Genomic DNA, 26,022 nt, shown 5'->3' on the forward strand with positions numbered 1-26,022 from the left:
TTGTAAAGATGAAGAATAAATTTTTACCTTTGCCCAAAACTTCATTAGGAACTTCGCGCTAAAAACTTAATCTCACCATCACGACCACAGCAATGGTCTGGCCGTAAATCTTAGAGAGACACAGACAAATGAAAAAAAGCACCTTAATGTTAAGTGCGCTGGCGCTTAGTCTGGGCATGGCATTGAGCCCTGTGAGTGTTTTCGCGGCGGAATCTGCTTCCTCCTCGAGCCAACAGTTGCCAAGCCTGGCACCGATGCTGGAAAAAGTGATGCCTTCCGTGGTGAGTATCAGCGTTGAAGGAAGTACCACCGTGAAAACACCGCGGATGCCGCAACAATTCCAGCAATTCTTTGGTGATAATTCGCCATTCTGCCAGGACGGTTCGCCATTCCAAAGCTCGCCAATGTGCCAGGGCGGCGGTGATGGCAGCCAGGGTGGTGGTGACGGCGGAGCCAATACGCAGCAGCAGAAATTCCGTGCGCTGGGTTCGGGCGTAGTCATCAACGCGGATAAAGGCTATGTGGTGACCAACAACCACGTAGTCGACAACGCCACCAAAATTCAGGTGCAGTTGAGTGATGGTCGTCGTTATGACGCCAAAGTGATTGGTAAAGATCCGCAATCGGATATCGCACTGATCCAGCTGCAGGATGCCAAGAATCTGACCGCCATTAAGATCGCCGATTCTGACGATCTGCGCGTAGGCGATTACACCGTGGCGATCGGTAACCCTTACGGACTCGGTGAAACGGTCACCTCCGGCATCGTGTCGGCATTGGGCCGTAGCGGCTTGAACGTCGAAAATTATGAAAACTTTATCCAGACCGATGCAGCGATCAACCGCGGTAACTCCGGTGGCGCGCTGGTGAATCTGAACGGTGAATTGATCGGGATTAACACCGCGATCCTCGCACCGGATGGCGGTAACATCGGTATCGGCTTCGCGATCCCAAGTGCGATGGTGAAAAACCTCACCGCACAGATGATCGAGTACGGCCAGGTGAAACGCGGTGAACTGGGTATCATGGGCACCGAGCTGAACTCCGAACTGGCGAAAGCGATGAAAGTCGATGCGCAGCGCGGTGCTTTCGTCAGCCAGGTGTTGCCAAACTCTGCGGCAGCAAAAGCGGGTGTGAAAGCCGGTGATGTTGTGGTGTCGATGAATGGTAAACCGTTGACCAGCTTTGCGGCGCTGCGTGCCGAAGTCGGTTCACTGCCAGTGGGAACCAAACTGCAACTGGGCCTGCTGCGTGATGGCAAACCCGTGAATATCACGGTAGAACTCCAGCAGAGCTCGCAGGAAAAAGTGCAGTCGGCCACCATTTACACCGGTATTGAAGGTGCCGACCTGAGCAATGTCGATAGCAATGGTCAGAAGGGCGTGCGAGTCGATAACGTGAAGGCGGGCAGTGCGGCGGCGCGAATTGGTCTGAAGAAAGGTGACGTGATCATGGGCGTCAACCAGCAGGCCATCGCGAACCTCGGTGAACTGCGCAAAATCCTCGATACCAAGCCATCCGTGCTGGCATTGAACGTGCAGCGCGGCGACAGCAGCCTTTATCTGCTGATGCAGTAAGGTTTTACGTTGTTAATCACAGGCGAGCTTCGGCTCGCCTTTTTTCGTTATGATCCCGCCCCGCGGTTAGCATTAGTACCACGATGCTTTGTATCAAATTGTGCAGATGTCCGTGTCGCAATGTGACGCTCGCCTCAATTCCCGCATTATCCATCCGGCTATGTGCAGTTGCACAATGTCAGGCGTGGTGGGGATGCGTATTCTGTCAGTTCCTCTTTATCTATGGAGCTATTGATGGCCACCTATCATCTCGATGCGCGACTGGCTCAGGATATTGTTGCCCGCACCATGCAAATTATTGACAGCAATGTCAATGTGATGGACGCGCGCGGCCGCATTATTGGCAGCGGCGATCGCGAGCGTATTGGCGAATTGCACGAAGGTGCGCTGCTGGTGCTATCACAGGGAAGGGTGGTGGACATCGACGAAGCCGTGGCTAAACATCTGCACGGCGTGCGGCCGGGTATTAATCTGCCTCTGCGTATCGATGGCGGCATTGTCGGCGTGATTGGTTTGACCGGGCAACCCGCGGCGCTACGTCACTACGGTGAACTGGTGTGTATGACGGCAGAAATGATGCTGGAACAAGCGCGATTGCTGCATATGCTGGCGCAAGATAGCCGCCTGCGTGAGGAGTTAGTGCTCAACCTGATTCGCAGTGAGACGCTCTCGCCCGCGTTAAACGAGTGGGCGCAGCGTTTGGGGATCGATCTCAATCAACCGCGCGTGGTGGCGGTGGTGGAAGTGGACAGCGGCCAACTCGGCGTTGATAGTGCGATGTCTGAATTGCAGCAGTTGCAAACGCTGCTCACCACGCCCGATCGTGACAATCTCATTGCCATCGTCTCACTCACCGAGATGGTGGTGCTGAAACCGGCTCTAAATGCGCATGGGCGTTACGATCAGGACGATCATCGGCGGCGTGTCGACCAACTGCTGCAACGTATGAAAGAGAGCGGCCAGGTGCGGATGCGCATCGCGCTGGGTAATTTTTTCACTGGTCCTGGCAGCATCGCACGATCCTACCGCACCGCGCGCACCACCATGATGGTGGGCAAGCAGCGTATGCCGGAACAGCGCAGCTTTTTCTATCAGGATTTGGTATTACCCGTGTTGTTGGATAGTTTACGTGGCGGATGGCAAGCTAACGAACTGGCGCGGCCGCTGGCGAAGCTGAAAACCAATGACAACAATGGATTGCTGCGCCGCACCCTGGTGGCGTGGTTCAACCATAATGTGCAACCCAGTGCCACTGCGCGGGCGCTGTTTATTCATCGCAACACGCTGGAATATCGCCTCAACCGTATTTCCGAGCTGACCGGGTTGAATCTGGGTAATTTCGACGATCGTTTATTGCTGTACGTTGCATTGCAACTGGATGAGCAAAGTTAAGTAATAGCAGCGGTTGGGAGAGGGTGATGCATGCATTGATGTCGCGGACGCTTTGGTTACTGCTGGGTTTGACGATCGCGGTGTCTTGCCGGGCACAGACGCCGGTGCTGGCATTCTTATCAGGCGAGCAGCTGCAGCAGGCGCGAGATGCACTGCACAGCAAAAGCGCGGCTCCTCAGACTTTCGCCGCGTGGCAGCAGTTGCAGCACGCGGCCGACCGCGCCCTGCACCAGCCAAACCCGTCCGTTACGCAAAAAGGGATGTTGCCGCCCAGCGGATCGCGACATGATTATCTCAGCCTGAGTGCTTACTGGTGGCCGGATAAGGCGAAGGAGGCGGGCTTACCGTGGATTCGCCATGACGGAGAGGTGAATCCTGCCAGTAAAAACGATCAAAGCGATGGTGTGCGTCTGGCGCGCTTTACTGCCGATCTGCAGACCCTCACCCTGGCCTGGTATTTTTCCGGTGAAACACGCTATGCGGCAAAAGCCCAATCCATGGCGCGGACATGGTTTATCGATCCTGCAACCCGCATGAACCCCAACCTCAATTATGCGCAGGGTGTGCCGGGCAAAGCGCAAGGCAGGCACACCGGCGTGCTGGATGGGCGCTATTTCGCCACGCGCGTGGTGGATGCGCTGTTGCTGCTGCAAGATTCCCCCGGCTGGCGAGCGCAGGATCAGGCCGCACTGCACGCCTGGTTTCGTGATTATCTGCACTGGCTGCAGCACAGCAAACTGGCACAGGGCGAACGCGATGCGCCCAACAATCACGGAAGTTGGTACGCTGCGCAGGTCGCCGGTATTGCCTGGTATTTGCAGCAGCCTGAGGTGATTAAGCAGATGGCTGCACTGACACGGCAAAAAATTGATGGGCAGATCCGTGCGGACGGCACCCAGCCATTTGAACTGGCGCGCACGCGCTCTTTCCATTACAGCTATTTCAATCTGCAAGCGTTGACCAGTGTGGCGCAGCTGGTGCAGCGAAGTGGGGCGGGAGATTTGTGGCATTACCATCAGCAGGGCGGTTCACTGATCGATGCACTGGATTACATGGCACCCTACAGCGATGACCGTAAACCCTGGCCGTGGAAAAATCGTGACCGGGTGAGCGTCAGGATGATTCCGCTGTTGTCGCTGGCGGATAACAGTCTGAAGAGCCATCGTTACCAACGCTGGATCGACCACGCAAGCTGGTCGCTTCCCGAAACATCCACTTCAAGGGTGCGGTGATGCAGGCGCAGCGTGACACCTGGCTATTGTCGTTGCCGCGGCAGCCTTAAGAGGTGGGCGTGCGTGGGCTGTGAAGCATTAAAACGGTGGACGCCTGCTGGGCGGCATCAGCATCACCCATCATGATCGCCTCATAGATTTTGCGGTGCTCGTCGAGAAAGATCTCTTGTGCGCTGGTCGGCCAGGTGAAGAAACATTTAAAGGTGGTCGCCAGCAAATTGCCGAACGGCGTAAAGAAGCAGTTATCCGTGGCGTGGAAAATAAGACGATGAAAGGCACTGTCTGCTTCCAGCCAGCGCACCAGGTCAAAAGGTTGGGCGGCGCAAACCGCGCTCATTTCGCGGAACAAATGCGATAACTCAACACGTTGATCATGCGTAGCGTGCAGGGCGGCCAGCCGCGTTGCCTGCGGTTCGATAACCTGGCGAAATGCCAAAAATTGCTGATACATCTCTTCCGTCGATTCAATCCCTTCCATCCACTCCAGCAACTGCACATCGAGTAAATTCCAATGGGCGCGCTCACGCACACGCGTGCCGAGTTTGGGGCGAGATTCCAGTAAACCTTTGGACGAGAGCAGTTTAAGTGCTTCACGCAGCGCAGTGCGGCTAACGCCAAACCGACCGCATAACTCGACTTCGCTGGGAAGGACATCACCGACTTTCAGTGTTCCAGACAAGATTTTGCGCGCGAGGTCACTGGCAATATGGATATCAAGGCCGCGTTGGCCGGAGGTGATAGCTGCAAATTGCATTGTCATAGTCATACCGGAAGTCAGACATAGACCAATAGTAACCAGGCATCAGGGATTCAGAAAGCGCGGGGAGACTAAGAAGAGACTGATTTCAGCAAACAAAAAGGCCAGCATAGGCTGGCCTTGATAATCGTGGCAGGAATTAACGACCGTTACGGGTTAATTCATCAAGATCTGACTCGATTTCAGCGATTTTATTCGACACCACGTTTTCCAGGTGGCGCAGATCCGCGAGAATTTTGCGTTTCAGATCCACTTCAACCTGGTCACGCTGGCAAATCTGATCCAACTCGTCGATCACATAGCGCAGGTTCGGGCTGATTTCCTGAACTTCTTTATAACCCTGGCTGGTGTGGTCAGCGACAACGGTTTTACGTTGACGTGGATATTTGAATTTCACGCTTTTGGCGAAGAATTCACCTTTGTCTTTGCGGAAGTAGATTTTCAGAATGTCGTTGCTGGCTTCCTGACGCAGGCTGTAACGGTCGATGTCGTCAGGGTTGCTGATACCTAAGCTTTTCAGGTTGTCGTACATAGCGTTTATATTCCATCTAAGAGTGGGTGAGCGCGCAGGACTATCATCATCATTCGGGATGCAGCAAAAAACGCGGCAACCGGAACGCTTACGGCATACTTAATCAACTGTAGACACAAAAACCGGGATGAACAGTGCGCGACCGGAGTTAACTGGCGCGGATTATGAACTGTTTGAAAAATAAACGCACCTGTTAATTCGCGGCGCGAAACAGGTAATTGTCATCTGAGTGTAAACAAAAAATTACGGGCCCGAATACGGACCCGTTGGCAGGAGGTTATACCTGTGCGAAAGTTTAGTCGATGGTACGCAGCAACTCGTTGATGCCGGTTTTTGCCAGGGTTTTCGCGTCCACTTTCTTCACGATCACGGCGCAGTACAGACTGTAGCTGCCGTCTTTTGATGGCAGGTTACCTGAAACCACCACAGAACCTGCTGGTACGCGACCGTAATGCACTTCGCCGGTTTCGCGATCGTAGATTTTGGTGCTCTGGCCGATGTAGACGCCCATTGAGATCACTGAACCTTCTTCGACGATAACGCCTTCAACGATTTCAGAGCGTGCACCGATGAAGCAGTTATCTTCGATGATGGTTGGGTTAGCCTGCAGTGGCTCCAGTACGCCGCCGATGCCCACGCCGCCAGACAGGTGGACGTTTTTACCGATCTGTGCACAGGAACCCACGGTTGCCCATGTATCCACCATGGTGCCTTCATCAACGTAAGCGCCGATGTTGACGTACGAAGGCATCAGTACGGTGTTACGTGCAATGAATGCGCCCTGACGCACGGCTGCTGGAGGAACAACACGGAAGCCGGCATTTTTGAAGCGAGCTTCATCCCAGTTGGCAAACTTCATTGGCACTTTGTCGTAGAAACGGGTTTCAGCGCCATCAATGACCTGGTTGTCATTGATGCGGAAAGACAGCAGCACTGCTTTCTTCAGCCACTGATGCGTTACCCACTCGCCGTTGATCTTTTCAGACACGCGCAGCTCACCGCTATCCAGCAGGCCGATAACCTGTTCGATGGCTTCACGGGTCGCGCTGTCTACGCTGGCAGGCGTGATGTCGGCGCGGCGCTCAAAGGCAGATTCGATAACGCTCTGTAACTGTTGCATATTTAATTCCTGAGTCTGTCATAGCGGAATGTCCGTAAATTCGGACATGAGTAATTTATTGCCTACCCTAAATCATTCAGGCTGTAGGAAGGCGGCCACGCAGCGAGTGCCTGGGAGCATACATCAGTATGTGACCAGGCCGAGCGAGGAGAGCCAACGCGCCTACAGTTTGAATGATGACGGGTAGGTCACAGTTTATCGTTTGGATTAAGGGCCTCTGTCAACCTCTCTTTCAGCACATTGCGCATTTCTACATCAAGTGCGCGTCGCTCGCTGTCCGCCAGGATGAAAAGATCCTCAACCCGTTCGCCAATCGTACTGATGCGCGCACCGTGCAGTGACACGCCCAGATCGGCAAACACTTCACCCACACGCGCCAGCAAACCTGGCTGATCCAGCGCCACCAATTCCAGATAACTCCGCCGGTCGGTGTGCGTTGGCAGGAAATTCACTTCGGTATCCACACTGAAGTGTTTGAGGCGTGCCGACTGGCGGCGTGTGCGCGGTGGTACCCATTCGGTTTGGGTGATCGCCTGCTCCAGCGCCTGCATGATCATCGGATGGCGGTCGGCGGCCAGCGGGCTGCCGTCGGGCTCTAAAACAATAAAGGTGTCCATGGCCATGCCATCACGACTGGTGAAGATTTGTGCGTCATGCACGCTTAAATTACGGCGATCGAGTTCGCCTGCCACCGCGGCAAACAGATGAGGGCGATCTGGACTCCAGATAAAGATTTCAGTGCCCCCGCGTGTGGCCTGCGGGCTGACCAGCACCATCGGTTTACTGAGGTCATGATCGATTAAATGGCGCGCATGCCATGCCAGCTGATTCGGCGTATGACGCAGGAAGTAATCTGCACGGCAGCGGCTCCAGATATGATGCAAACGCTCTTCGTCGAGGTTTTCCATGCGCAATAGCGCCAGCGCCTGCAAGCGGTGATGGCGGACTCGCTCGCGCAAATCGGGACTGTTTTCCATACCACGACGCAGCTGTTTTTCGGTGGCAAAGAACAACTCACGCAGCAGACTCTGTTTCCAGCTGTTCCACAAACTCTCGTTGGTGGCGCAGATGTCAGCAACGGTCAGACACACCAAATAACGCAGGCGATTTTCATTTTGCATCACTTCCGCGAATTGCTGGATCACCGTCGGGTCCTGAATGTCGCGGCGCTGAGCCGTCACCGACATCAGCAGATGATGGCGTACCAGCCAAGCCACCAACTGCATTTCACGAGAATTAAGGCCATGCAGTTCGGCAAACTCCAGCGCATCTTGCGCGCCGAGGATGGAGTGATCGCCACCGCGTCCTTTGGCGATATCGTGCAGTAAGGCCGCCATCAGCAGTAACTCAGGTTGTGGCAGGCGCGGCCAGAGTTCCACACACAGCGGGTGCATCGGGCGCGTGGCTTCATTGGCAAAGCTCTCAAGCTTTTGCAGCACGCGGATGGTGTGTTCATCAACGGTATAGGCGTGGAACAGGTCAAATTGCATCTGGCCGACAATATTGCCCCACAGCGGCGTATAGGCCCACAGAACGCTATGGCGATGCATCGGCACCAGCGCGCGTTTCACCGCGCCGGGGTGTCGCAGGATCGCCATAAAGGTTTCGCGTGCTTCCGGAATTTGACACAGCGGTTGTTTCAGGTGGCGTCGCGCGTAGCGCAACTGGCGCAGCGTGGTGGAATAGATGCCGGTGATGTTTTCGTTGCGCACCATCACATAAAACATTCGCAGAATTGCCTGCGGTTCGCGCTCAAACAGGGTGGCATCGCGCAGGTCGATCAAATTCCCGCGCAGTTGAAAATCATCGTCAATACTGCGCGGTTTTTCGGTGGTGGAGAGGGCAAGAATCGCTTCGTCAAACAGCTGCAGGAGCATCTGATTGAGTTCGCCGATACGACGCGTTACACGGTAGAAATCCTTCATCATGCGCTCAACCGGCTCATTGCCTTCGCCCAGATAGTTGAGCCGTTGGGCAACGGTGAGCTGGCGATCAAACAGCAGGCGATTGTCGTAGCGCGTCAGGGTCAGATGAAGGGCGAAGCGAATGCGCCAGAGGAATGTCTGACACTCATTGATTTCGTTGCGTTCGGCTTCGGTGATAAAGCCAAATCCGACCATCTCATCCATGGTGGTGGCACCGAAATGGCGCCGCGCCACCCACTGCAAGGTATGAATGTCGCGCAGGCCGCCAGGGCTACTTTTGATATCCGGTTCGAGGTTATAACTGGTGCCGTGATAGCGATGATGGCGCTCTTGCTGCTCTTCTATTTTGGCCGCGAAGAAGCGCGCAGATGGCCAGAAGCCATCACTGAAAATGTTCTTTTGCAGTTCAAGGAACAGCGCTACATCGCCGGTGAGCATGCGCGATTCAATCAGATTGGTCGCTACCGTCAGGTCTGATAAGCCTTCCAGCAAACACTCTTCCAGCGTGCGCACGCTGTGACCGACTTCGAGCTTTAAATCCCACATCAGCGTTAACAGCTCGCTGGTGCGCTGCGCGGTGGCGTCATCTAATGGCTGACGACTGAGGATCAACACATCAATGTCGGAGAGCGGATGCAGTTCGCCGCGACCATAGCCACCCACCGCGACCAGGGCGATCTCTTTTAATTTATCGAATCCATAGAAGCGCCACAGTCGGCGTAGCAAGCGATCGATAAACAGCGTACGGACATCAATCAGCGATTCCACATCCGTTCCCGCATCAAAGGCCACGCCCAGATGCTGCTGGAATTGCTCAAGATAGAGTTTTAGTTTGTCACGGGTCAGGGCTTCATCTGGCCAGCTGGCGGGGGAATCGGTCAGGCCTTTGTGTACTGCTTCGGTCACGCTACCACTCATCGACATGCCTCAATCTGCGCCATAAAAAAAGCCGACTCTAAACCTGATACCCATCACTTGCGCGAGGGGTAACAGGCTATTGGCCGGCTTGGTACTGTGTTGGAGAATTTTACGCGTTGTTTTCAAGCACCGCAGGAAGGGTGTCATCGCTACGCAGCGTTAGAATCTCACAGCCGTTTTCTGTCACCACAATAGTATGCTCATACTGCGCGGACAAGCTGCGATCTTTGGTTTTTACGGTCCAGCCGTCCTTCATGGTACGGATGCGGTAATCACCCGCATTCACCATCGGCTCAACGGTAAAGGTCATACCAGCCTGCAACACCACGCCGCCGTCATCCGCATCGTAGTGCAGCACCTGTGGCTCTTCATGGAAGCCTTTACCGATGCCGTGTCCGCAATATTCACGCACCACGGAGAAATCCTGTGCTTCAACGTACTGTTGAATCGCACGGCCCAGCTCGCGTAAGCGAATGCCCGGCTTCACCAGGCGCAAGGCGATATACAGGCTTTCCTGGGTCACACGACACAGACGCTCACCCTGGATGGTGGGTTTGCCCACAATGAACATTTTCGAGGTGTCGCCGTGATACTCGTCTTTGATCACTGTGACATCAACGTTCACTACGTCGCCATCTTTCAATACGCGATCGTCACTGGGGATACCGTGGCATACCACTTCGTTAACCGAAATACATACCGATTTCGGGAAGCCGTGATAGCCCAGACAAGCCGAGATGGCCTGCTGCTTATTGGTGATGTGATCGTGGCAGATGCGGTCGAGTTCACCGGTGGTCACGCCAGGCACAACGTGCGGTGCGATCATTTCCAGCACCTCAGCTGCCAGACGGCCTGCCACACGCATTTTTTCGATTTCTTCAGGGGTTTTGATTGAAATGGCCATTAAATAATCCGCAATCGCCGAAATTTTCGACAATAATGAGTTCTGTGGCAGTCATGTTAGCAGCCAGCAATTAGGCTGCCAAATCGGGATTGTTCACGCCTGACGCCGCGAACTTCTGTTGGCGTATTCCTGCGCATTATGGTATAAAGCGCGCCGACGATTCTCTGTCACCTTCGTGGTTGGCGAGAAACGCATAAAACTCACTTTGTGTACTAAAACACACATGTATCGACACATACGCCGGGGTGCCTTGAAAGAGGTCGGTTGTATGGGATACATGGAGGCCCAACCCCAATCATACTTTAGAGGTAATCATGGCAACTGTTTCAATGCGCGACATGCTCAAGGCTGGTGTTCACTTTGGTCACCAAACCCGTTACTGGAACCCGAAAATGAAGCCATTCATCTTCGGCGCTCGTAACAAAGTTCACATCATCAACCTTGAGAAAACTGTACCAATGTTCAACGAAGCTCTGGCTGAGTTGCAGAAGATCTCTTCACGTAAAGGCAAAATCCTTTTCGTTGGTACTAAGCGCGCTGCTGCCGAAGCGGTAAAAGAGTCAGCTCTGAGCTGCGACCAGTTCTTCGTTAACCACCGCTGGTTGGGTGGCATGCTGACTAACTGGAAAACTGTTCGCCAGTCAATCAAACGTCTGAAAGACCTGGAAACTCAGTCTCAGGACGGTACTTTCGACAAACTGACCAAGAAAGAAGCACTGATGCGTGCTCGTGAACTGGCCAAGCTGGAAAACAGCCTGGGCGGTATCAAAGATATGGGCGGTCTGCCGGATGCACTGTTCGTCGTTGACGCTGATCACGAACACATTGCTATCAAAGAAGCAAACAACCTGGGTATCCCAGTATTTGCTATCGTTGATACCAACTCTGATCCAGACGGCGTTGATTTCGTTATCCCAGGTAACGACGATGCAATCCGTGCTGTAAGCCTGTACCTGACTGCTGTTGCGACTACCGTGCGCGAAGGCCGTTCACAGGATCTGGCTGAGCAGGCAGAAGAAGCTGCTGAAGCTTAATAAGGTTCGCTCTTTCTGAGAGCCCTTAGACATCAGATGTTTTATCCAAAATAGTTCGCGTTGCAGGAAGGCGGCAACCGAGAGAAGCCCACTGAGCTGACTTGAGTCAGTGATGTGGGTGAACGAGAGCAGCCAACGCATCTGCCATGCGAAATATGCTGGATATATCTGTTAAGGGGGCCGCACAGGCCCCTTTTATTTATCTAAGTTTGTCACGCTTCCTTTGGGTAAGCGGGGCAGAGTAAATTTTCCGCAACAAGTTTCTGACAGTGTGAACGCACACAGAGACGAATCGAGGATTCTGGAATGGCTGAAATTACCGCTGCATTGGTAAAAGAACTGCGTGAGCGTACTGGCGCAGGCATGATGGATTGCAAAAAAGCGCTGACCGAAGCAAACGGCGACATCGAGCTGGCGATTGAGAACATGCGTAAATCTGGCGCGATCAAAGCCGCTAAGAAAGCAGGCAACGTTGCTGCTGATGGCGTGATCAAAACTAAAATCGCTGACGGTTACGCGATGATTCTGGAAGTTAACTGCCAGACTGACTTCGTTGCTAAAGATGCTGGTTTCCAGGCTTTCGCTGACAAAGTACTGGATGCAGCCACTGCAGGTAAAGTGACTGATGTTGAAGCTCTGAAAGCGCAGTTCGAAGAAGAACGCGTAGCGCTGGTTACTAAAATCGGTGAGAACATCAACATCCGTCGTGTTGCTATCCTGGAAGGTGCTCAGCTGAACAGCTACCAGCACGGTGCACGTATCGGCGTTGTGGTTTCAACCACCGGTGCTGATGAAGAGCTGAGCAAGCAAGTTGCTATGCACGTTGCTGCAAGCAAGCCAGAGTTCGTTAAGCCAGAAGACGTGTCTGCTGACGTGGTAGAGAAAGAGTACCAGGTACAGCTGGACATCGCCATGCAGTCTGGCAAGCCAAAAGAAATCGCAGAGAAAATGGTTGATGGCCGTATGAAGAAATTCACCGGCGAAGTGTCTCTGACCGGTCAGGCTTTCGTTATCGATCCAAGCAAAACCGTTGGCCAGGCTCTGAAAGAGAAAGGCGCAGACGTCATCAACTTCATCCGCTTCGAAGTGGGTGAAGGCATTGAAAAAGTTGAAGCTGACTTCGCAGCAGAAGTTGCTGCAATGTCCAAACAGTCTTAATGTTCCGAAAGAACCGCCGGAAGGCGGTTCTTTTTTGTCTGCGTTTTGCGTGGACCACTTTTCAGTCTCATCCCAATAGCTTTTCTCGCTTGCTAAGCGGATGATCGATCAGATTTAACTTCTCATTCATCATATCTTCCAGGAAGAATTGACCATGGCGACCAACGCAAAACCTGTATATCAACGTATCCTGCTAAAACTGAGTGGCGAAGCACTGCAAGGTGCCGAAGGTTTTGGTATTGACGCGAGCGTGCTTGACCGTATGGCGCAAGAGGTGAAAGAGCTGGTTGAGCTGGGCATCCAGGTGGGTGTGGTTATTGGTGGCGGTAACCTGTTCCGTGGCGCTGGCCTGGCACAGGCAGGTATGAACCGTGTGGTCGGTGACCATATGGGTATGCTGGCAACCGTGATGAACGGCCTGGCAATGCGTGATGCATTGCACCGTGCGTATGTGAACGCACGACTGATGTCCGCGATTCCGCTGAATGGCGTGTGTGATAACTACAGCTGGGCAGAAGCCATCAGCCTGTTGCGTAACAACCGTGTGGTGATCTTCGCCGCGGGTACGGGCAACCCGTTCTTTACTACCGACTCTGCTGCTTGCCTGCGCGGCATTGAAATCGAAGCGGATGTGGTGTTGAAAGCCACTAAAGTCGATGGTGTTTACTCGGATGATCCGGTGAAAAACCCGGATGCTACGCTGTACGAGCAGCTGTCTTATGGCGAAGTACTGGATAAAGAGCTGAAAGTGATGGATCTGGCCGCCTTTACACTGGCGCGCGACCATCAGCTGCCGATCCGTGTCTTCAATATGAACAAGCCTGGCGCGCTGCGTCGCGTGGTGATGGGTGAAAAAGAAGGCACCCTGATTACGCATTAATACCCGACGCAGGATAAAATAAGGTATATTCTGTGGGCGCGATGCTGGGTCACCGCGCCATTACTTCACATAATTTCAGTGTCAACAATGCGTTTGCAGCTCGAATTATGGTGGGTAACAGGATGATCGATGTTTATCGATACCACTTCTGGAACGCCGGATGTGGCCAGGTCAAACCGAATCCAAGGGTTTTAACGTGATTAACGACATTAAAAAAGATGCTGACACGCGCATGGAAAAATGTGTGGATGCATTTAAAAACCAAATCAGCAAAGTACGCACCGGTCGTGCTTCGCCTTCACTGCTCGACGGCATTATGGTGCCTTACTACGGTACTCCTACGCCACTGCGTCAGCTGGCGAGCGTCACGGTAGAAGATTCTCGTACGCTGAAAATCAACGTGTTTGATCGTTCATTGGGCGCAGCCGTTGAGAAAGCCATTATGGCATCTGACTTGGGGCTTAACCCGAGCTCAGCAGGCAGCGATATTCGTGTGCCACTGCCAGCGCTGACGGAAGAGCGTCGTAAAGATCTGATCAAGATCGTGCGCGGTGAAGCGGAGCAGGGCCGTGTTTCTGTCCGTAATGTGCGCCGTGATGCCAACGATAAGATCAAAGCACTACTGAAAGACAAAGAGATCAGCGAAGACGACGAACGTCGCTCGCAGGATGAGATCCAGAAAATGACCGATGCATACATCAAACACGTTGATGCAGCACTGGCCGACAAAGAAAAGGAACTGATGGATTTCTAATTCCATCAAGTTATCTATACCCGAAATGGTATGAGTCGCAGCCAATCTGGATGTGATTTTTACTATGACGGGTATAAAACGCCGTTCAGAGACGTTGTGCGACTCTGGCGGCGTTTTACATTGTGCCCGGCGCAGTTGCGGGCACGGTTCACAACCTCACAGGGATAGCATGATGAAGCGATTAACTTTGCTGGGTTCCACGGGTTCGATTGGCACCAGCACGCTGGCAGTGGTGGCGGCAAATCCAGACCTGTATCAGGTCACCGCGCTGGTTGCCGGCCAGAATGTGGCGCTGATGGCAGAACAGTGTCAGCAATTTAAGCCGCGTTATGCCGCGATGTCGGATGAGACCTCGGCACAGGCCCTGCGTGAGCGACTGAGAGCACTGAACCTTCAAACTGAAGTGCTCTCCGGCGTTCAGGCAGCCTGCGAACTGGCTGCGTTGGATGAGGTCGATCAGGTGATGGCGGCGATTGTTGGCGCCTCGGGTCTCCAGCCGACACTGGCCGCGATTCGTGCCAGCAAAACGGTGCTGCTTGCCAATAAAGAATCCCTTGTCACATGCGGCCGTCTGTTTATGGAGGCGGTGCGCCATCATCAGGCTCAATTGCTGCCGGTCGACAGCGAGCACAACGCCATTTTTCAGAGTTTACCCGCTTCCATACAGCATCAGTTGGGGTACGCTGATCTGCGGGGAAATGGCATTGATTCCATTCTCCTTACGGGATCGGGTGGTCCTTTTCGTGACACTCCATTAGCCGATTTGGCGGCCATGACGCCAGACCAGGCATGTGCACATCCGAACTGGTCAATGGGGCGTAAAATCTCTGTTGATTCGGCCACCATGATGAATAAAGGTCTTGAATACATTGAAGCCCGCTGGCTGTTTAATGCCACTGACGCACAAATGGAAGTTATCCTGCATCCGCAATCGGTGATTCACTCTATGGTGCGTTACTGCGATGGCAGTGTGCTGGCGCAGTTAGGTTCGCCCGATATGCGAACGCCGATAGCGCACAGCATGGCATGGCCAGCGCGTATCTCAGCCGGTGTCACGCCGCTTGATTTCACCCGAATGAAGGCGTTGACGTTTGATGAACCGGATTATGCGCGCTACCCCTGCCTGAAGCTGGCCATTGATGCGTGCTCAACAGGGCAGGCGGCGACGACAACGCTGAACGCGGCGAATGAAGTGGCCGTGGCGGCATTTTTACAGCATCAGATTCGTTTTACCGATATTGCAGCCATGAATAGCGAAGTGCTGGCCTCTCTGCAGTGCCAGGAACCGAGCAACATTGATGATGTGATGGAAATCGATCGGTTAGCCCGAATCTGTGCCAATGAATTGCTACCACGCTTTCGTTTAGCAGGTTGATACTTACCGCTATTTGTTCGCTCAAGGTGAAAATGGTATAGTCGCTCGCTCGCGTTTCATGGCCCGACATTGTTTCGATGTCATCCGGCAGAATGGCTGGAGTTTGCCGCAGGCGCAATGTATTCAGAAACCACAGCATTTCTGATGAAAGGAATTATTACGCGTTATGTCGTCCAACAATCACAACACAATCGATGACGAGTCGTACTGTACGCCACGTCACGTGGCCATCATTATGGATGGTAATGGTCGCTGGGCAAAAAATCAGGGCAAACTGCGTATTTCAGGCCACAAAGCCGGGGTAAAATCAGTACGCCGGGCTGTCAGCTTTGCGGTTAGCCACAAGCTGGAAGCGCTCACGCTTTATGCGTTTAGCAGTGAAAACTGGAGCCGACCAGTACAGGAAGTGACGGCATTAATGGAGTTGTTTGTTTGGGCGCTCGACAGCGAAGTCAAAAGCCTGCACAAACACAACGTGCGTCTGCGCGTCATTGGCGATATCAGTCGTTTTAACAATCGTATTCAGGAACGCATTCGCCGCGCCGAAGAACTGACTCAGCAAAATAATGGACTGACCCTCAACATTGCTGCCAACTATGGTGGACGTTGGGATATTATCCAGGGTGCCAGAAAACTGGCTGAACAGGTTCAGGAAGGTTTGTTACGTCCTGACCAAATAACCGAAGAAAGCTTAGCTCCTTATCTGTGTATGCAGGAGTTGGCGCCGGTGGATTTAGTGATAAGGACCGGGGGAGAGCATCGGATTAGCAACTTCCTGCTGTGGCAGATCGCCTATGCTGAGTTTTGGTTTACCGATGTTCTTTGGCCTGATTTTGATGAACACGTTTTTGAAGGTGCACTGAATGCATTCTCTACGCGGGAGCGACGCTACGGCGGCGCTGCACCAGGTGGCGCCTGAGCAATCTGGGGGTAACCTTTGCTGAAGTCTCGTCTGATTACCGCGTTTATTTTAATTCCGCTGGTGATCGCTGCACTGTTTTGGTTACCGCTGTCTGGTTTTGCGATTATAACGATCATCATCTGCATGCTGGCCGCCTGGGAATGGGGGCAGTTTGCCGGTATGGCATCGCGTCAGCAACGTATCTGGCTGGCGGTGCTTTGCGGCCTGTTATTGGCGGCGATGCTGTTTACCCTGCAACCCTACCAACGTAATCTGCATCAATACCAGATGGAAGGCTCGCTATGGGTTTCTCTGGGCTGGTGGATCGTCGCCTTGGTTCTGGTGCTTTTCTATCCTGCTTCGGCTGCACTGTGGCGCCATTCGCGCCCGCTGCGCCTCATCTTTGGTCTCCTCACGGTTATCCCCTTCTTCTGGGGCATGATGGCGTTGCGTCAATATCACTATGATACTGACCACTTCGCGGGTGCATGGTGGCTGCTGTTCGTGATGTTCATCGTATGGGGGGCTGATTCCGGCGCCTACATGTTTGGGCGTCTGTTCGGCAAACACAAACTGGCACCGAAAGTCTCACCGGGAAAAACCTGGGAAGGCTTCTTTGGTGGCCTGCTCTCCTCCGCTATTATTGCCTGGCTGTTTGCGATGCTAGCGCCGCTGACGGTGGCGCCAGGCACGCTGGTCATCTGCGCCGTGATTGCCACGCTGGCTTCGGTATTGGGTGACCTGACCGAAAGCATGTTTAAACGTGAAGCGGGTATCAAAGACAGCGGTAACTTGATTCCGGGGCACGGTGGTATCCTCGATCGTATCGATAGCCTGACAGCTGCGGTGCCGGTGTTTGCCTGCTTGCTGCTGCTGGTGTTCCGCACCCTCTGAGGATTAGCAACCATGTTGAGCATACTCTGGAGTTTTGTCGCCTTTATCGTGGCGCTTGGCGTGCTGATTACCGTTCACGAATTCGGCCATTTTTGGGTGGCCCGCCGCTGCGGCGTGAAAGTCGAACGCTTCTCTATTGGCTTTGGTAAGGCGCTATGGCGCCGCAGTGATCGCCAGGGAACGGAATACGTCATTGCGCTTATCCCACTTGGCGGCTATGTCAAAATGCTCGACGAACGTGTCGAGAGCGTCCCTGCCGAGCTACGTCATCAGGCTTTCAACAACAAAACCGTGCTGCAACGCGCTTCCATTATTGCCGCCGGTCCTGTCGCCAACTTCATCTTTGCCGTTTTCGCCTACTGGGTGGTATTCATCCACGGTGTACCTGGCGTACGTCCTGTTGTTGGCGAAATTCTGAACGGTTCGGTGGCTGCAGAAGCGCAAATTACCTCCGGGATGGAACTTAAAGCAGTAGATGGTATCGAAACGCCTGATTGGGATGCTGTGCGTATGGCGCTGATCGGTAAAATCGGCGACAACAATGCCACGCTTACCGTCTCGCAATTTGGTGAAGATGCCACGCAGCAAAAGCAGTTGGATTTGCGCGACTGGCAATTTGAGCCCGATAAGCAGGACCCGGTCGTGGCGTTAGGTATTCGTCCACGTGGGCCGCAGATTGAAACGACCTTAGCGGAAGTTCAGGCAAACTCACCGGCAAGCGTTGCCGGTTTGCAAGCAGGCGACAGGATCGTTAAAGTCGATGGTCAGCCGTTAACGCAATGGCAGGCTTTCGCGGCACAGGTACGCGACAATCCGCGCAAAAACATGGCGCTGGAAGTCGAACGAAACGGCGAATCGGTGGCGTTGACGTTAACGCCGGAAGCGAAACCGGGAAATGATGCGGAAGGCTTTGCGGGGGTCATTCCACGCGTGATTCCGCTGCCAGACGAGTACAAAACGGTAAGGCAGTATGGACCTTTTGCCGCCATCGGTGAAGCCAGTGTCAAAACCTGGCAGCTGATGAAGTTAACGGTCTCAATGCTGGGCAAGTTGATAACCGGGGATGTGAAGCTGAATAACCTGAGCGGGCCAATCTCGATTGCGCAAGGTGCTGGGTTATCCGCTGAGTACGGGGTGATTTACTATCTGATGTTCCTGGCGCTGATCAGCGTCAACCTGGGCATCATCAACCTGTTCCCTCTGCCGGTATTAGATGGTGGACATCTGCTCTTTCTGGCGATCGAAAAGATCAAAGGTGGACCGGTGTCCGAGCGAGTTCAGGACTTCAGTTATCGCATTGGCTCAATACTGCTGGTGTTATTAATGGGGCTTGCACTTTTCAATGATTTCTCACGCCTGTAATAGCTGGAACGCAGACAGGCGCGGGATGTGTTAGGAAAACGCATAACAACGATGGCGATGAAAAAGTTGCTCATAGCGTCGCTGCTGTTTAGCAGCGCCACCGTGTACGGTGCAGACGATTTCGTAGTGAAGGACATTCATTTCGAAGGTCTCCAGCGAGTCGCCGTCGGCGCGGCTCTGCTCAGCATGCCGGTACGTGTCGGTGATACGGTTTCTGATGACGATGTCAGAAACACCATTCGTTCACTGTTCGCCACCGGCAACTTTGAAGATGTCCAGGTTCTGCGTGACGGAAATACCCTGATTGTTCAGGTGAAAGAGCGTCCGACCATTGCCAGCATCACTTTCTCCGGTAACAAAGCGGTGAAAGAAGATCAGCTGAAGCAGAACCTTGAAGCCTCCGGTGTGCGTGTCGGCGAAGCACTTGACCGCACGACGCTCTCTTCTATTGAGAAGGGTCTGGAAGATTTCTACTACAGCGTCGGTAAATACACCGCCAGCGTCAAAGCCATTGCGACGCCGCTGCCACGTAACCGCGTGGACTTGAAATTTGTCTTCCAGGAAGGCGTATCTGCACAGATCCAGCAGATCAATATTGTCGGTAACAAAGCATTTAGCTCCGACGAATTGATCTCGCGCTTCTCATTGCGTGATGAAGTGCCGTGGTGGAACGTAGTGGGCGATCGCAAATACCAGAAACAGAAGTTGGCTGGGGATCTTGAGACCTTACGCAGCTTCTATCTGGATCGCGGCTATGCGCGCTTCAATATCGATTCAACGCAAGTGAGCCTGACGCCAGATAAAAAAGGCATCTATATCACCGTGAACGTGACTGAAGGCGATCAGTACAAAATTGCTGGCGTGATTGTTAACGGCAGCATGGCGGGTCATTCGGCTGAAATCGAAAAAATGACGCGTATTCCATCGGGTGAGCTGTATAACGGCACCAAAGTGACCCAGATGGAAGATGACATCAAAAAATTGTTGGGTCGCTACGGTTACGCCTATCCGCGTGTGGTGACACAGCCAGAAATTAACGATGCGGACAAAACTGTCAAGCTGCACATCAATGTTGATGCAGGTAACCGTTACTACGTGCGCAAAGTTCGCTTTGAAGGTAATGACACCTCCAAAGATGCGGTTCTGCGCCGTGAAATGCGTCAGATGGAAGGTGCGTGGTTAGGCAGCGACTTGGTTGACCAGGGTAAAGAGCGTCTGAACCGAACCGGTTACTTTGAAACGGTCGATGTAGACACCCAGCGTGTACCAGGTTCTCCGGACCAGGTTGATGTGGTCTACAAGGTCAAAGAGCGTAACACCGGTACGTTCAACTTTGGTGTCGGTTACGGTACGGAAAGTGGCGTCAGCTTCCAGGTGGGTGTGACCCAGGAAAACTGGCTGGGCACCGGTAATACCGTTGGCATCAGCGGGACGAAGAACGATTACCAAACCTATGCTGAATTCTCACTGACCGATCCGTACTTTACGGTCGACGGTGTCAGCCTGGGTGGCCGCGTATTCTATAACGACTTTAAAGCCGATGATGCGGACCTGTCAGACTACACCAACAGAAGTTATGGTGTAGACGGTACGCTGGGCTTCCCAGTTAACGAAAACAACACCTTGCGTGTTGGCTTAGGATATGTACATAACGATCTGTCCAATATGCAGCCGCAGGTTGCGATGTGGCGTTATCTTGACTCGGTAGGTCGTCATCAGGGTCTGAATGATGACGGTGATTTCTCAGCAGATGACTTCACCTTCAACTACGGTTGGACGTACAACACGTTGGACCGCGGCTTCTTCCCTACCAAGGGTAACCGCACCAACCTGAACGGCAAAGTGACGATTCCGGGTTCTGATAACGCCTTCTACAAAGCAACGTTGGATTCTCAGCAGTACGTGCCGTTGAACCGTGACGGTACCTGGGTAGTGCTGGGCCGTGGCCGTGTCGGATATGGTGACGGACTCGGTGGAAAAGAGATGCCGTTCTATGAGAACTTCTACGGCGGTGGTTCAAGTACGGTTCGTGGCTTCCAGTCCAACACCATTGGTCCTAAAGCTGCGTACCTGAACGATCACTCATCCACCTGTAATCTGACGGATCCTAACGGTATCTGTAAGTCAGATGATGCGGTGGGCGGTAACGCCATGGCGATTGCCAGCCTCGAGCTGATCACGCCTACGCCGTTCCTGAGCGAGAAGTATGCTAACTCAGTACGTACCTCGGTGTTTATGGATGCCGGTACGGTCTGGGATACGAAATGGCAGAATACCGCAGAAACACGTGCGGCTGGCATTCCGGACTACAGCGATCCGAATAATATTCGCGTCTCTGCAGGTGTTGCCCTGCAATGGATGTCGCCGTTAGGTCCGCTGGTATTCTCATATGCCCAGCCGATGAAGAAAGTCGAGGGAGACAAGTCAGAGCAGTTCCAGTTTAACATTGGTAAAACCTGGTAAAGTTCTGAACAAGGAAGTGAAAATATCGTCTTGCACCCGTGTCGCGCTGACGCGTGACACGCTGCAAACACACACGTTGAGGTAAGGAGTTTATAGTGAAAAAGTTGTTCTGTGCTGCTGCTCTGGGTGTTGCATTAGCTGCTTCTGCGGGTGCCCAAGCGGCCGATAAAATCGCCGTTGTGAACCTGAGCCAGGTTTTCCAGCAGTCTCCGCAGCGTGCCGCTGTTGCTAAGCAGCTTGAGGGTGAGTTCTCAGGCCGTGCTTCTGACCTCCAGGCGCAACAGCAGAAAATCCAGGGCGAAATCCAGGATCTGCAGCGTAATGCGTCAACCATGAAGGCAAGCGACCGTACCAAGAAAGAGAAGCAGATTGCTTCTGAGCGTGCTGCCTTTGAACAGAAAGCGCAGGCTTTCGACAAAGACAACCAGTCTCGTCAGATGCAGGAGCGTAACAAGCTGCTGGCTAAAATCCAGACCGCTGTTCAGTCTGTAGCGAAAAGCGAAGGTTACGACCTGGTGCTGGACTCTCAGGCTGTGCTGTACTCTTCTGCTGATGCTAAAGACATCACTGCTGACGTTGTAAAACAGGTTAAATAATTGATGTCTTCAATTCGACTGGCTGATTTAGCCCAGCAGTTGGATGCAGAATTGCACGGAGATGGCGATATCGCCATCTCCGGCATTGCTTCTATGCAATCCGCCACCACTGGTCAAATCACTTTTCTTGCAAACAGCCGCTACCGCGAGCAGCTCGCTCTTGTCCAGGCTTCAGCCGTGGTGCTGACGGAAGCGGATCTGGAGTGGTGTAAAACGGCCGCCCTGGTGGTGAAAAATCCTTACCTGACCTATGCCCGTATGGCACAACTGCTGGACACAACGCCGCAGCCCGCGCAAAATATCGCGCCTAGTGCGGTAATCGATCCCACTGCGAAGCTGGGTAAGAACGTGTCGGTGGGTGCAAATGCGGTGATCGAATCCGGCGTTGAGCTGGGTGACGACGTCGTGATTGGCGCAGGATGTTTTGTTGGTAAGCAGACGCGTATCGGCCGTGGCTCCCGTTTGTGGGCTAACGTCACGATTTACCATGAGATCCAGATCGGTCAGGATTGTCTGATTCAGTCCGGTACCGTGATCGGTGCTGATGGTTTCGGTTATGCTAACGACCGTGGTAATTGGGTTAAAATTCCGCAGTTGGGTACCGTTGTGATAGGTGATCGGGTAGAAATTGGTGCCTGTACTACCATTGATCGCGGCGCTCTGGATAACACTCTGATCGGCAATGGTGTTATCATAGATAACCAGTGTCAGATTGCACACAACGTTGTGATTGGTGATAACACTGCCGTTGCTGGTGGTGTGATCATGGCGGGTAGTCTGAAGATTGGTCGTTATTGTATGATTGGCGGCGCCAGCGTCATTAACGGCCATATGGAAATCTGTGACAAAGTGACCGTTACCGGTATGGGCATGGTGATGCGCCCAATCACAGAACCAGGGGTTTACTCTTCGGGTATTCCACTGCAACCCAACAAAACCTGGCGTAAAACGGCAGCGCTGGTGATGAACATCGATGAAATGAGCAAACGCTTAAAAGCCATCGAACGTAAGGTCGGCAAAGACGACTAAACGCATCTCCGCGACCCGCTTTCATAATAAAGCAGCGTACTTTGTCTCTTCATCGGCTTAACCCGAACGAAGCAACAAGTCTCTCAAGAAAGCGTTACGCCAACGAACTGATTTGCGGCCTGCGGAGGATCATTTTGATCTGTGCAGGCCGTGTTATTATTGCCATCAGATTTTTTAGGACAGGAAGAGTATTTTGACAACTGAAACGCATACTCTGAAAATCGAAGAGATTTTAGAACTGCTGCCGCACCGCTATCCATTCTTGCTGGTTGACCGCGTGCTGGAATTTGAAGAGCATAAATACCTGCGTGCGGTGAAGAACGTTTCTGTTAATGAACCGTTTTTCCAGGGACATTTCCCTGGTAAGCCGATTTTCCCAGGCGTTCTGATTCTGGAAGCTATGGCGCAGGCAACAGGTATTCTGGCGTTTAAAAGCGTTGGGAAACTGGAACCCGGTGAGCTGTATTACTTCGCTGGTATCGACGAAGCCCGCTTCAAGCGTCCGGTAGTACCGGGCGATCAGATGATCATGGAAGTGACCTTCGAGAAAACTCGTCGTGGTCTGACACGCTTCAAAGGCGTGGCAACAGTAGACGGCAAGATTGTCTGTGAAGCGACCATGATGTGTGCCCGTAGCCGGGAGGCATAATTAGTGATTGATTCAACCGCCAGTATTCATCCCAGTTCTGTTATTGAAGAGGGTGCCGTTATTGGCGCCAATGTTCACATCGGCCCGTTTTGCTTTATCGGTGCTAACGTGGAGATTGGTGAAGGTACGGTGCTCAAATCGCACGTGGTGGTGAATGGCCATACGCGTATCGGTAAAGACAATCAGATCTATCAGTTTGCTTCAATTGGCGAAGTGAATCAGGACCTGAAATATGCCGGTGAGCCAACGCGTGTTGAAATCGGCGATCGCAACCGTATTCGTGAAAGCGTCACCATTCATCGTGGCACCACGCAAGGTGGCAACCTGACTAAAATTGGCAGTGACAACCTGCTGATGGTCAATGCGCACATTGCCCATGACTGCGTGATTGGTAATCGCTGCATCTTCGCCAACAACGCGACCCTGGGCGGCCACGTGACGGTTGATGATTTTGCGATTATCGGCGGCATGACGGCAGTGCATCAGTGGTGCACCATTGGTGCGCACGTGATGGTGGGCGGTTGTTCAGGCGTGGCGCAGGATGTCCCGCCGTATGTTATCGCGCAGGGTAACCACGCGACACCGTTCGGCATTAATATCGAAGGGCTTAAGCGTCGTGGCTTTAGCAAAGAAGCCCTGCACGCGATTCGTAATGCGTACAAATTACTGTACCGCAGCGGCAAAACGCTGGATGAAGTGAAACCAGAGATCGAAGAACTGGCGAAACAACACAGCGAAGTGCAGCCTTTCTACGACTTCTTTGCTCGTTCAACGCGTGGATTGATTCGTTAATCCATGTCAGTGCGTCCCTTAACGATTGCCTTGGTCGCCGGAGAAACCTCCGGCGATATTCTTGGTGCAGGTCTTATTCGTGCGTTGAAAGCGCGCCATCCCGATGCCCGCTTTGTCGGCGTTGCCGGCCCATTGATGCAAGCCGAAGGCTGTGAAGCCTGGTATGAGATGGAAGAGCTGGCGGTCATGGGCATTGTCGAAGTGCTCGGCCGTTTGCGCCGCTTGCTAAAAATTCGCAAAGATTTAACGCAGCGCTTCACCGAACTCAAACCTGATGTGTTCGTCGGCATTGATGCACCGGATTTCAACATTACGTTGGAAGGTAGCCTCAAGCGCGCGGGTATTCGCACCATTCATTACGTCAGTCCGTCAGTTTGGGCATGGCGGCAAAAACGCGTATTCAAGATTGGCCGTAACACCAATCTGGTGCTGGCGTTCCTGCCGTTCGAAAAAGCGTTTTACGATCGCTTCAACGTACCGTGCCGGTTTATTGGCCACACCATGGCGGATGCGATGCCACTGCAGCCCGATAAGTCTGCAGCACGCCGTGAGTTAGGTATTGCTGATGATGCTATTTGCCTTGGTTTGCTGCCTGGTAGCCGCGGTGCAGAAGTGGAAATGCTCAGCGCTGATTTCCTGCGTGCGGCGCAGTTGCTGCGCCAACGATATCCGACGTTGGAAATTGTCGTGCCGCTGGTGAATGCCAAGCGTCGTGAGCAGTTTGAGCATATCAAAGCCGAGGTTGCGCCAGAGCTACCGATGCATTTGCTGGATGGCAAAGGTCGCCAGGCGATGATCGCCAGCGATGCTGCAATTCTCGCATCGGGGACGGCCGCCCTGGAGTGCATGCTGGCGAAGTGTCCGATGGTGGTGGGCTATCGCATGAAGCCGTTCACCTTCTGGTTGGCAAAGCGGTTGGTAAAAACACCCTACGTATCATTGCCTAATCTGCTGGCGGGGCGCGAACTGGTCAAAGAGCTGTTACAGGATGAGTGTCAGCCGGAATCGCTGGCCGCAGCACTGGAACCTCTGCTTCATGCAGGGCCAGAGCGTGATGCACTGATGCAAACCTTCAATGAATTACACCAACAGATTCGCTGGAACGCCGATGAGCAGGCCGCGGATGCCGTGCTGGAGATCGCCAATGGCTGAGTTTATCTATCCCAACGCACAATGTATTGCGGGCGTTGATGAAGTCGGACGCGGTCCACTGGTTGGTGCGGTGGTTACGGCTGCCGTGATCCTCGATCCCGCTAACCCAATCGTGGGTTTGGCCGATTCAAAAAAGCTTTCTGAGAAACGTCGTCTGGCTTTGTATGACGAGATCAAAGAAAAGGCGCTGGCCTGGAGTCTTGGCCGTGCCGAGCCTGAAGAGATTGATCAGCTGAATATTTTGCACGCTACCATGCTGGCGATGCAGCGTGCCGTTGCAGGCTTGTCTGTCACGCCAGATTTTGTGTTGATCGATGGGAACCGTTGCCCCGCGCTGCCGATGCCCTCTCAGGCAGTGGTGAAGGGCGATAGCCTGGTGCAAGAGATCAGCGCTGCATCGATTATCGCCAAAGTGACGCGTGACCGTGAAATGGCCGAGTTGGATCAGCTGTTCCCGGAATATGGGTTTGCCCAACATAAAGGCTATCCGACCGCGTTGCACATGGAAAAACTGGCGCAGTTTGGTGCCACGCCTCATCACCGTCGCAGCTTTGCGCCGGTGCGTAATGCTTTGATTGATGCTGATGTGCTGGCCGCGCGTCAGCCTACTACGCTTTAATAGCCTG

General features: G+C 53.2%; 22 protein-coding genes and 1 pseudogene. 18 read left to right on the plus strand and 5 right to left on the minus strand.

What is annotated here, in order from left to right:
• Positions 1 to 128: 128 nt before the first annotated feature.
• The 3 genes and pseudogenes from degP (at position 129) to ACPUC8_RS08740 (ending at position 4,251) form a co-directional block, all read left to right on the plus strand.
• Positions 129 to 1,577: a serine endoprotease DegP gene (gene degP / locus ACPUC8_RS08730; protein ID WP_039331236.1), complete on the plus strand. Its 1,449-nt coding sequence runs from the start codon at positions 129 to 131 to the stop codon at positions 1,575 to 1,577.
• A 234-nt stretch (positions 1,578 to 1,811) separates the two neighbouring features.
• The gene (locus tag ACPUC8_RS08735) at positions 1,812 to 2,969 is read left to right on the plus strand and encodes a CdaR family transcriptional regulator (protein WP_039331234.1); all 1,158 of its coding nucleotides are present in this window, start codon (positions 1,812 to 1,814) and stop codon (positions 2,967 to 2,969) included.
• Between the two features lie 26 nt (positions 2,970 to 2,995).
• Positions 2,996 to 4,251 (plus strand): annotated as a pseudogene (locus ACPUC8_RS08740) (alginate lyase family protein).
• Here the strand turns inward: ACPUC8_RS08740 and ACPUC8_RS08745 are convergent.
• The 5 genes from ACPUC8_RS08745 to map all read right to left on the minus strand — a co-directional run bounded on the left by ACPUC8_RS08745 (position 4,248) and on the right by map (position 10,357).
• Positions 4,248 to 4,961, minus strand: coding sequence for a FadR/GntR family transcriptional regulator (locus ACPUC8_RS08745; RefSeq protein ID WP_039331233.1), 714 nt, complete (start codon positions 4,959 to 4,961; stop codon positions 4,248 to 4,250). The pseudogene ACPUC8_RS08740 and the gene ACPUC8_RS08745 sit on opposite strands and share 4 nt — an antisense overlap.
• Positions 4,962 to 5,097: 136 nt before the next feature.
• Positions 5,098 to 5,490: a DUF3461 family protein gene (locus ACPUC8_RS08750; RefSeq protein WP_039331232.1), complete on the minus strand. Its 393-nt coding sequence runs from the start codon at positions 5,488 to 5,490 to the stop codon at positions 5,098 to 5,100.
• A gap of 295 nt (positions 5,491 to 5,785) precedes the next feature.
• Positions 5,786 to 6,610, minus strand: a complete 825-nt coding sequence (gene dapD / locus ACPUC8_RS08755; protein ID WP_058972680.1) for a 2,3,4,5-tetrahydropyridine-2,6-dicarboxylate N-succinyltransferase — start codon at positions 6,608 to 6,610, stop codon at positions 5,786 to 5,788.
• A 188-nt stretch (positions 6,611 to 6,798) separates the two neighbouring features.
• Complete coding sequence (glnD, locus tag ACPUC8_RS08760) at positions 6,799 to 9,453, minus strand: bifunctional uridylyltransferase/uridylyl-removing protein GlnD (RefSeq protein WP_039331227.1); 2,655 nt, start codon at positions 9,451 to 9,453, stop codon at positions 6,799 to 6,801.
• 109 nt (positions 9,454 to 9,562) lie between these two features.
• Positions 9,563 to 10,357, minus strand: a complete 795-nt coding sequence (map, locus tag ACPUC8_RS08765) for a type I methionyl aminopeptidase (protein ID WP_039331225.1) — start codon at positions 10,355 to 10,357, stop codon at positions 9,563 to 9,565.
• A gap of 314 nt (positions 10,358 to 10,671) precedes the next feature.
• Here map and rpsB point away from each other — a divergent pair, with 314 nt between their 5' ends.
• The 15 genes from rpsB to rnhB all read left to right on the plus strand — a co-directional run bounded on the left by rpsB (position 10,672) and on the right by rnhB (position 26,015).
• Positions 10,672 to 11,391, plus strand: a complete 720-nt coding sequence (rpsB, locus tag ACPUC8_RS08770) for a 30S ribosomal protein S2 (protein WP_034829491.1) — start codon at positions 10,672 to 10,674, stop codon at positions 11,389 to 11,391.
• A gap of 306 nt (positions 11,392 to 11,697) precedes the next feature.
• On the plus strand, positions 11,698 to 12,549 hold the full coding sequence (gene tsf, locus ACPUC8_RS08775) for a translation elongation factor Ts (RefSeq protein ID WP_039331222.1): 852 nt from the start codon (positions 11,698 to 11,700) through the stop codon (positions 12,547 to 12,549).
• A gap of 154 nt (positions 12,550 to 12,703) precedes the next feature.
• The gene (gene pyrH / locus ACPUC8_RS08780) at positions 12,704 to 13,429 is read left to right on the plus strand and encodes a UMP kinase (RefSeq protein WP_039331221.1); all 726 of its coding nucleotides are present in this window, start codon (positions 12,704 to 12,706) and stop codon (positions 13,427 to 13,429) included.
• A 196-nt stretch (positions 13,430 to 13,625) separates the two neighbouring features.
• Entirely contained in the window at positions 13,626 to 14,183 is a 558-nt protein-coding gene (gene frr / locus ACPUC8_RS08785; protein WP_039331333.1) for a ribosome recycling factor, read from the plus strand.
• A gap of 172 nt (positions 14,184 to 14,355) precedes the next feature.
• Entirely contained in the window at positions 14,356 to 15,558 is a 1,203-nt protein-coding gene (gene ispC, locus ACPUC8_RS08790; RefSeq protein WP_197063324.1) for a 1-deoxy-D-xylulose-5-phosphate reductoisomerase, read from the plus strand.
• Between the two features lie 166 nt (positions 15,559 to 15,724).
• Positions 15,725 to 16,477, plus strand: coding sequence for a (2E,6E)-farnesyl-diphosphate-specific ditrans,polycis-undecaprenyl-diphosphate synthase (ispU, locus tag ACPUC8_RS08795; RefSeq protein ID WP_039331217.1), 753 nt, complete (start codon positions 15,725 to 15,727; stop codon positions 16,475 to 16,477).
• Positions 16,478 to 16,495: 18 nt separating this feature from the next.
• On the plus strand, positions 16,496 to 17,353 hold the full coding sequence (gene cdsA / locus ACPUC8_RS08800) for a phosphatidate cytidylyltransferase (RefSeq protein ID WP_039331213.1): 858 nt from the start codon (positions 16,496 to 16,498) through the stop codon (positions 17,351 to 17,353).
• Between the two features lie 12 nt (positions 17,354 to 17,365).
• Entirely contained in the window at positions 17,366 to 18,715 is a 1,350-nt protein-coding gene (gene rseP, locus ACPUC8_RS08805) for a sigma E protease regulator RseP (protein WP_039331211.1), read from the plus strand.
• 51 nt (positions 18,716 to 18,766) lie between these two features.
• On the plus strand, positions 18,767 to 21,178 hold the full coding sequence (bamA, locus tag ACPUC8_RS08810; protein ID WP_039331209.1) for an outer membrane protein assembly factor BamA: 2,412 nt from the start codon (positions 18,767 to 18,769) through the stop codon (positions 21,176 to 21,178).
• Positions 21,179 to 21,273: 95 nt separating this feature from the next.
• Positions 21,274 to 21,774 carry an OmpH family outer membrane protein gene (locus tag ACPUC8_RS08815; RefSeq protein WP_039331207.1) on the plus strand — a complete coding sequence of 167 codons (501 nt, stop codon included), beginning with the start codon at positions 21,274 to 21,276 and terminating at the stop codon, positions 21,772 to 21,774.
• 3 nt (positions 21,775 to 21,777) lie between these two features.
• Positions 21,778 to 22,803 carry a UDP-3-O-(3-hydroxymyristoyl)glucosamine N-acyltransferase gene (gene lpxD / locus ACPUC8_RS08820; RefSeq protein WP_039331205.1) on the plus strand — a complete coding sequence of 342 codons (1,026 nt, stop codon included), beginning with the start codon at positions 21,778 to 21,780 and terminating at the stop codon, positions 22,801 to 22,803.
• Between the two features lie 193 nt (positions 22,804 to 22,996).
• Positions 22,997 to 23,452, plus strand: coding sequence for a 3-hydroxyacyl-ACP dehydratase FabZ (gene fabZ, locus ACPUC8_RS08825; protein ID WP_013507953.1), 456 nt, complete (start codon positions 22,997 to 22,999; stop codon positions 23,450 to 23,452).
• 3 nt (positions 23,453 to 23,455) lie between these two features.
• Positions 23,456 to 24,244, plus strand: coding sequence for an acyl-ACP--UDP-N-acetylglucosamine O-acyltransferase (gene lpxA / locus ACPUC8_RS08830; RefSeq protein WP_058972675.1), 789 nt, complete (start codon positions 23,456 to 23,458; stop codon positions 24,242 to 24,244).
• Positions 24,245 to 24,247: 3 nt separating this feature from the next.
• Positions 24,248 to 25,396: a lipid-A-disaccharide synthase gene (lpxB, locus tag ACPUC8_RS08835; RefSeq protein ID WP_494926053.1), complete on the plus strand. Its 1,149-nt coding sequence runs from the start codon at positions 24,248 to 24,250 to the stop codon at positions 25,394 to 25,396.
• Positions 25,389 to 26,015 (plus strand): ribonuclease HII, encoded by a 627-nt coding sequence (gene rnhB / locus ACPUC8_RS08840; protein WP_058972673.1) that lies wholly within the window; start codon positions 25,389 to 25,391, stop codon positions 26,013 to 26,015. Before lpxB ends, rnhB begins: the two co-directional genes overlap by 8 nt.
• Positions 26,016 to 26,022: the final 7 nt, after the last annotated feature.

Source organism: Pantoea sp. CFCC18177, assembly GCF_059412425.1.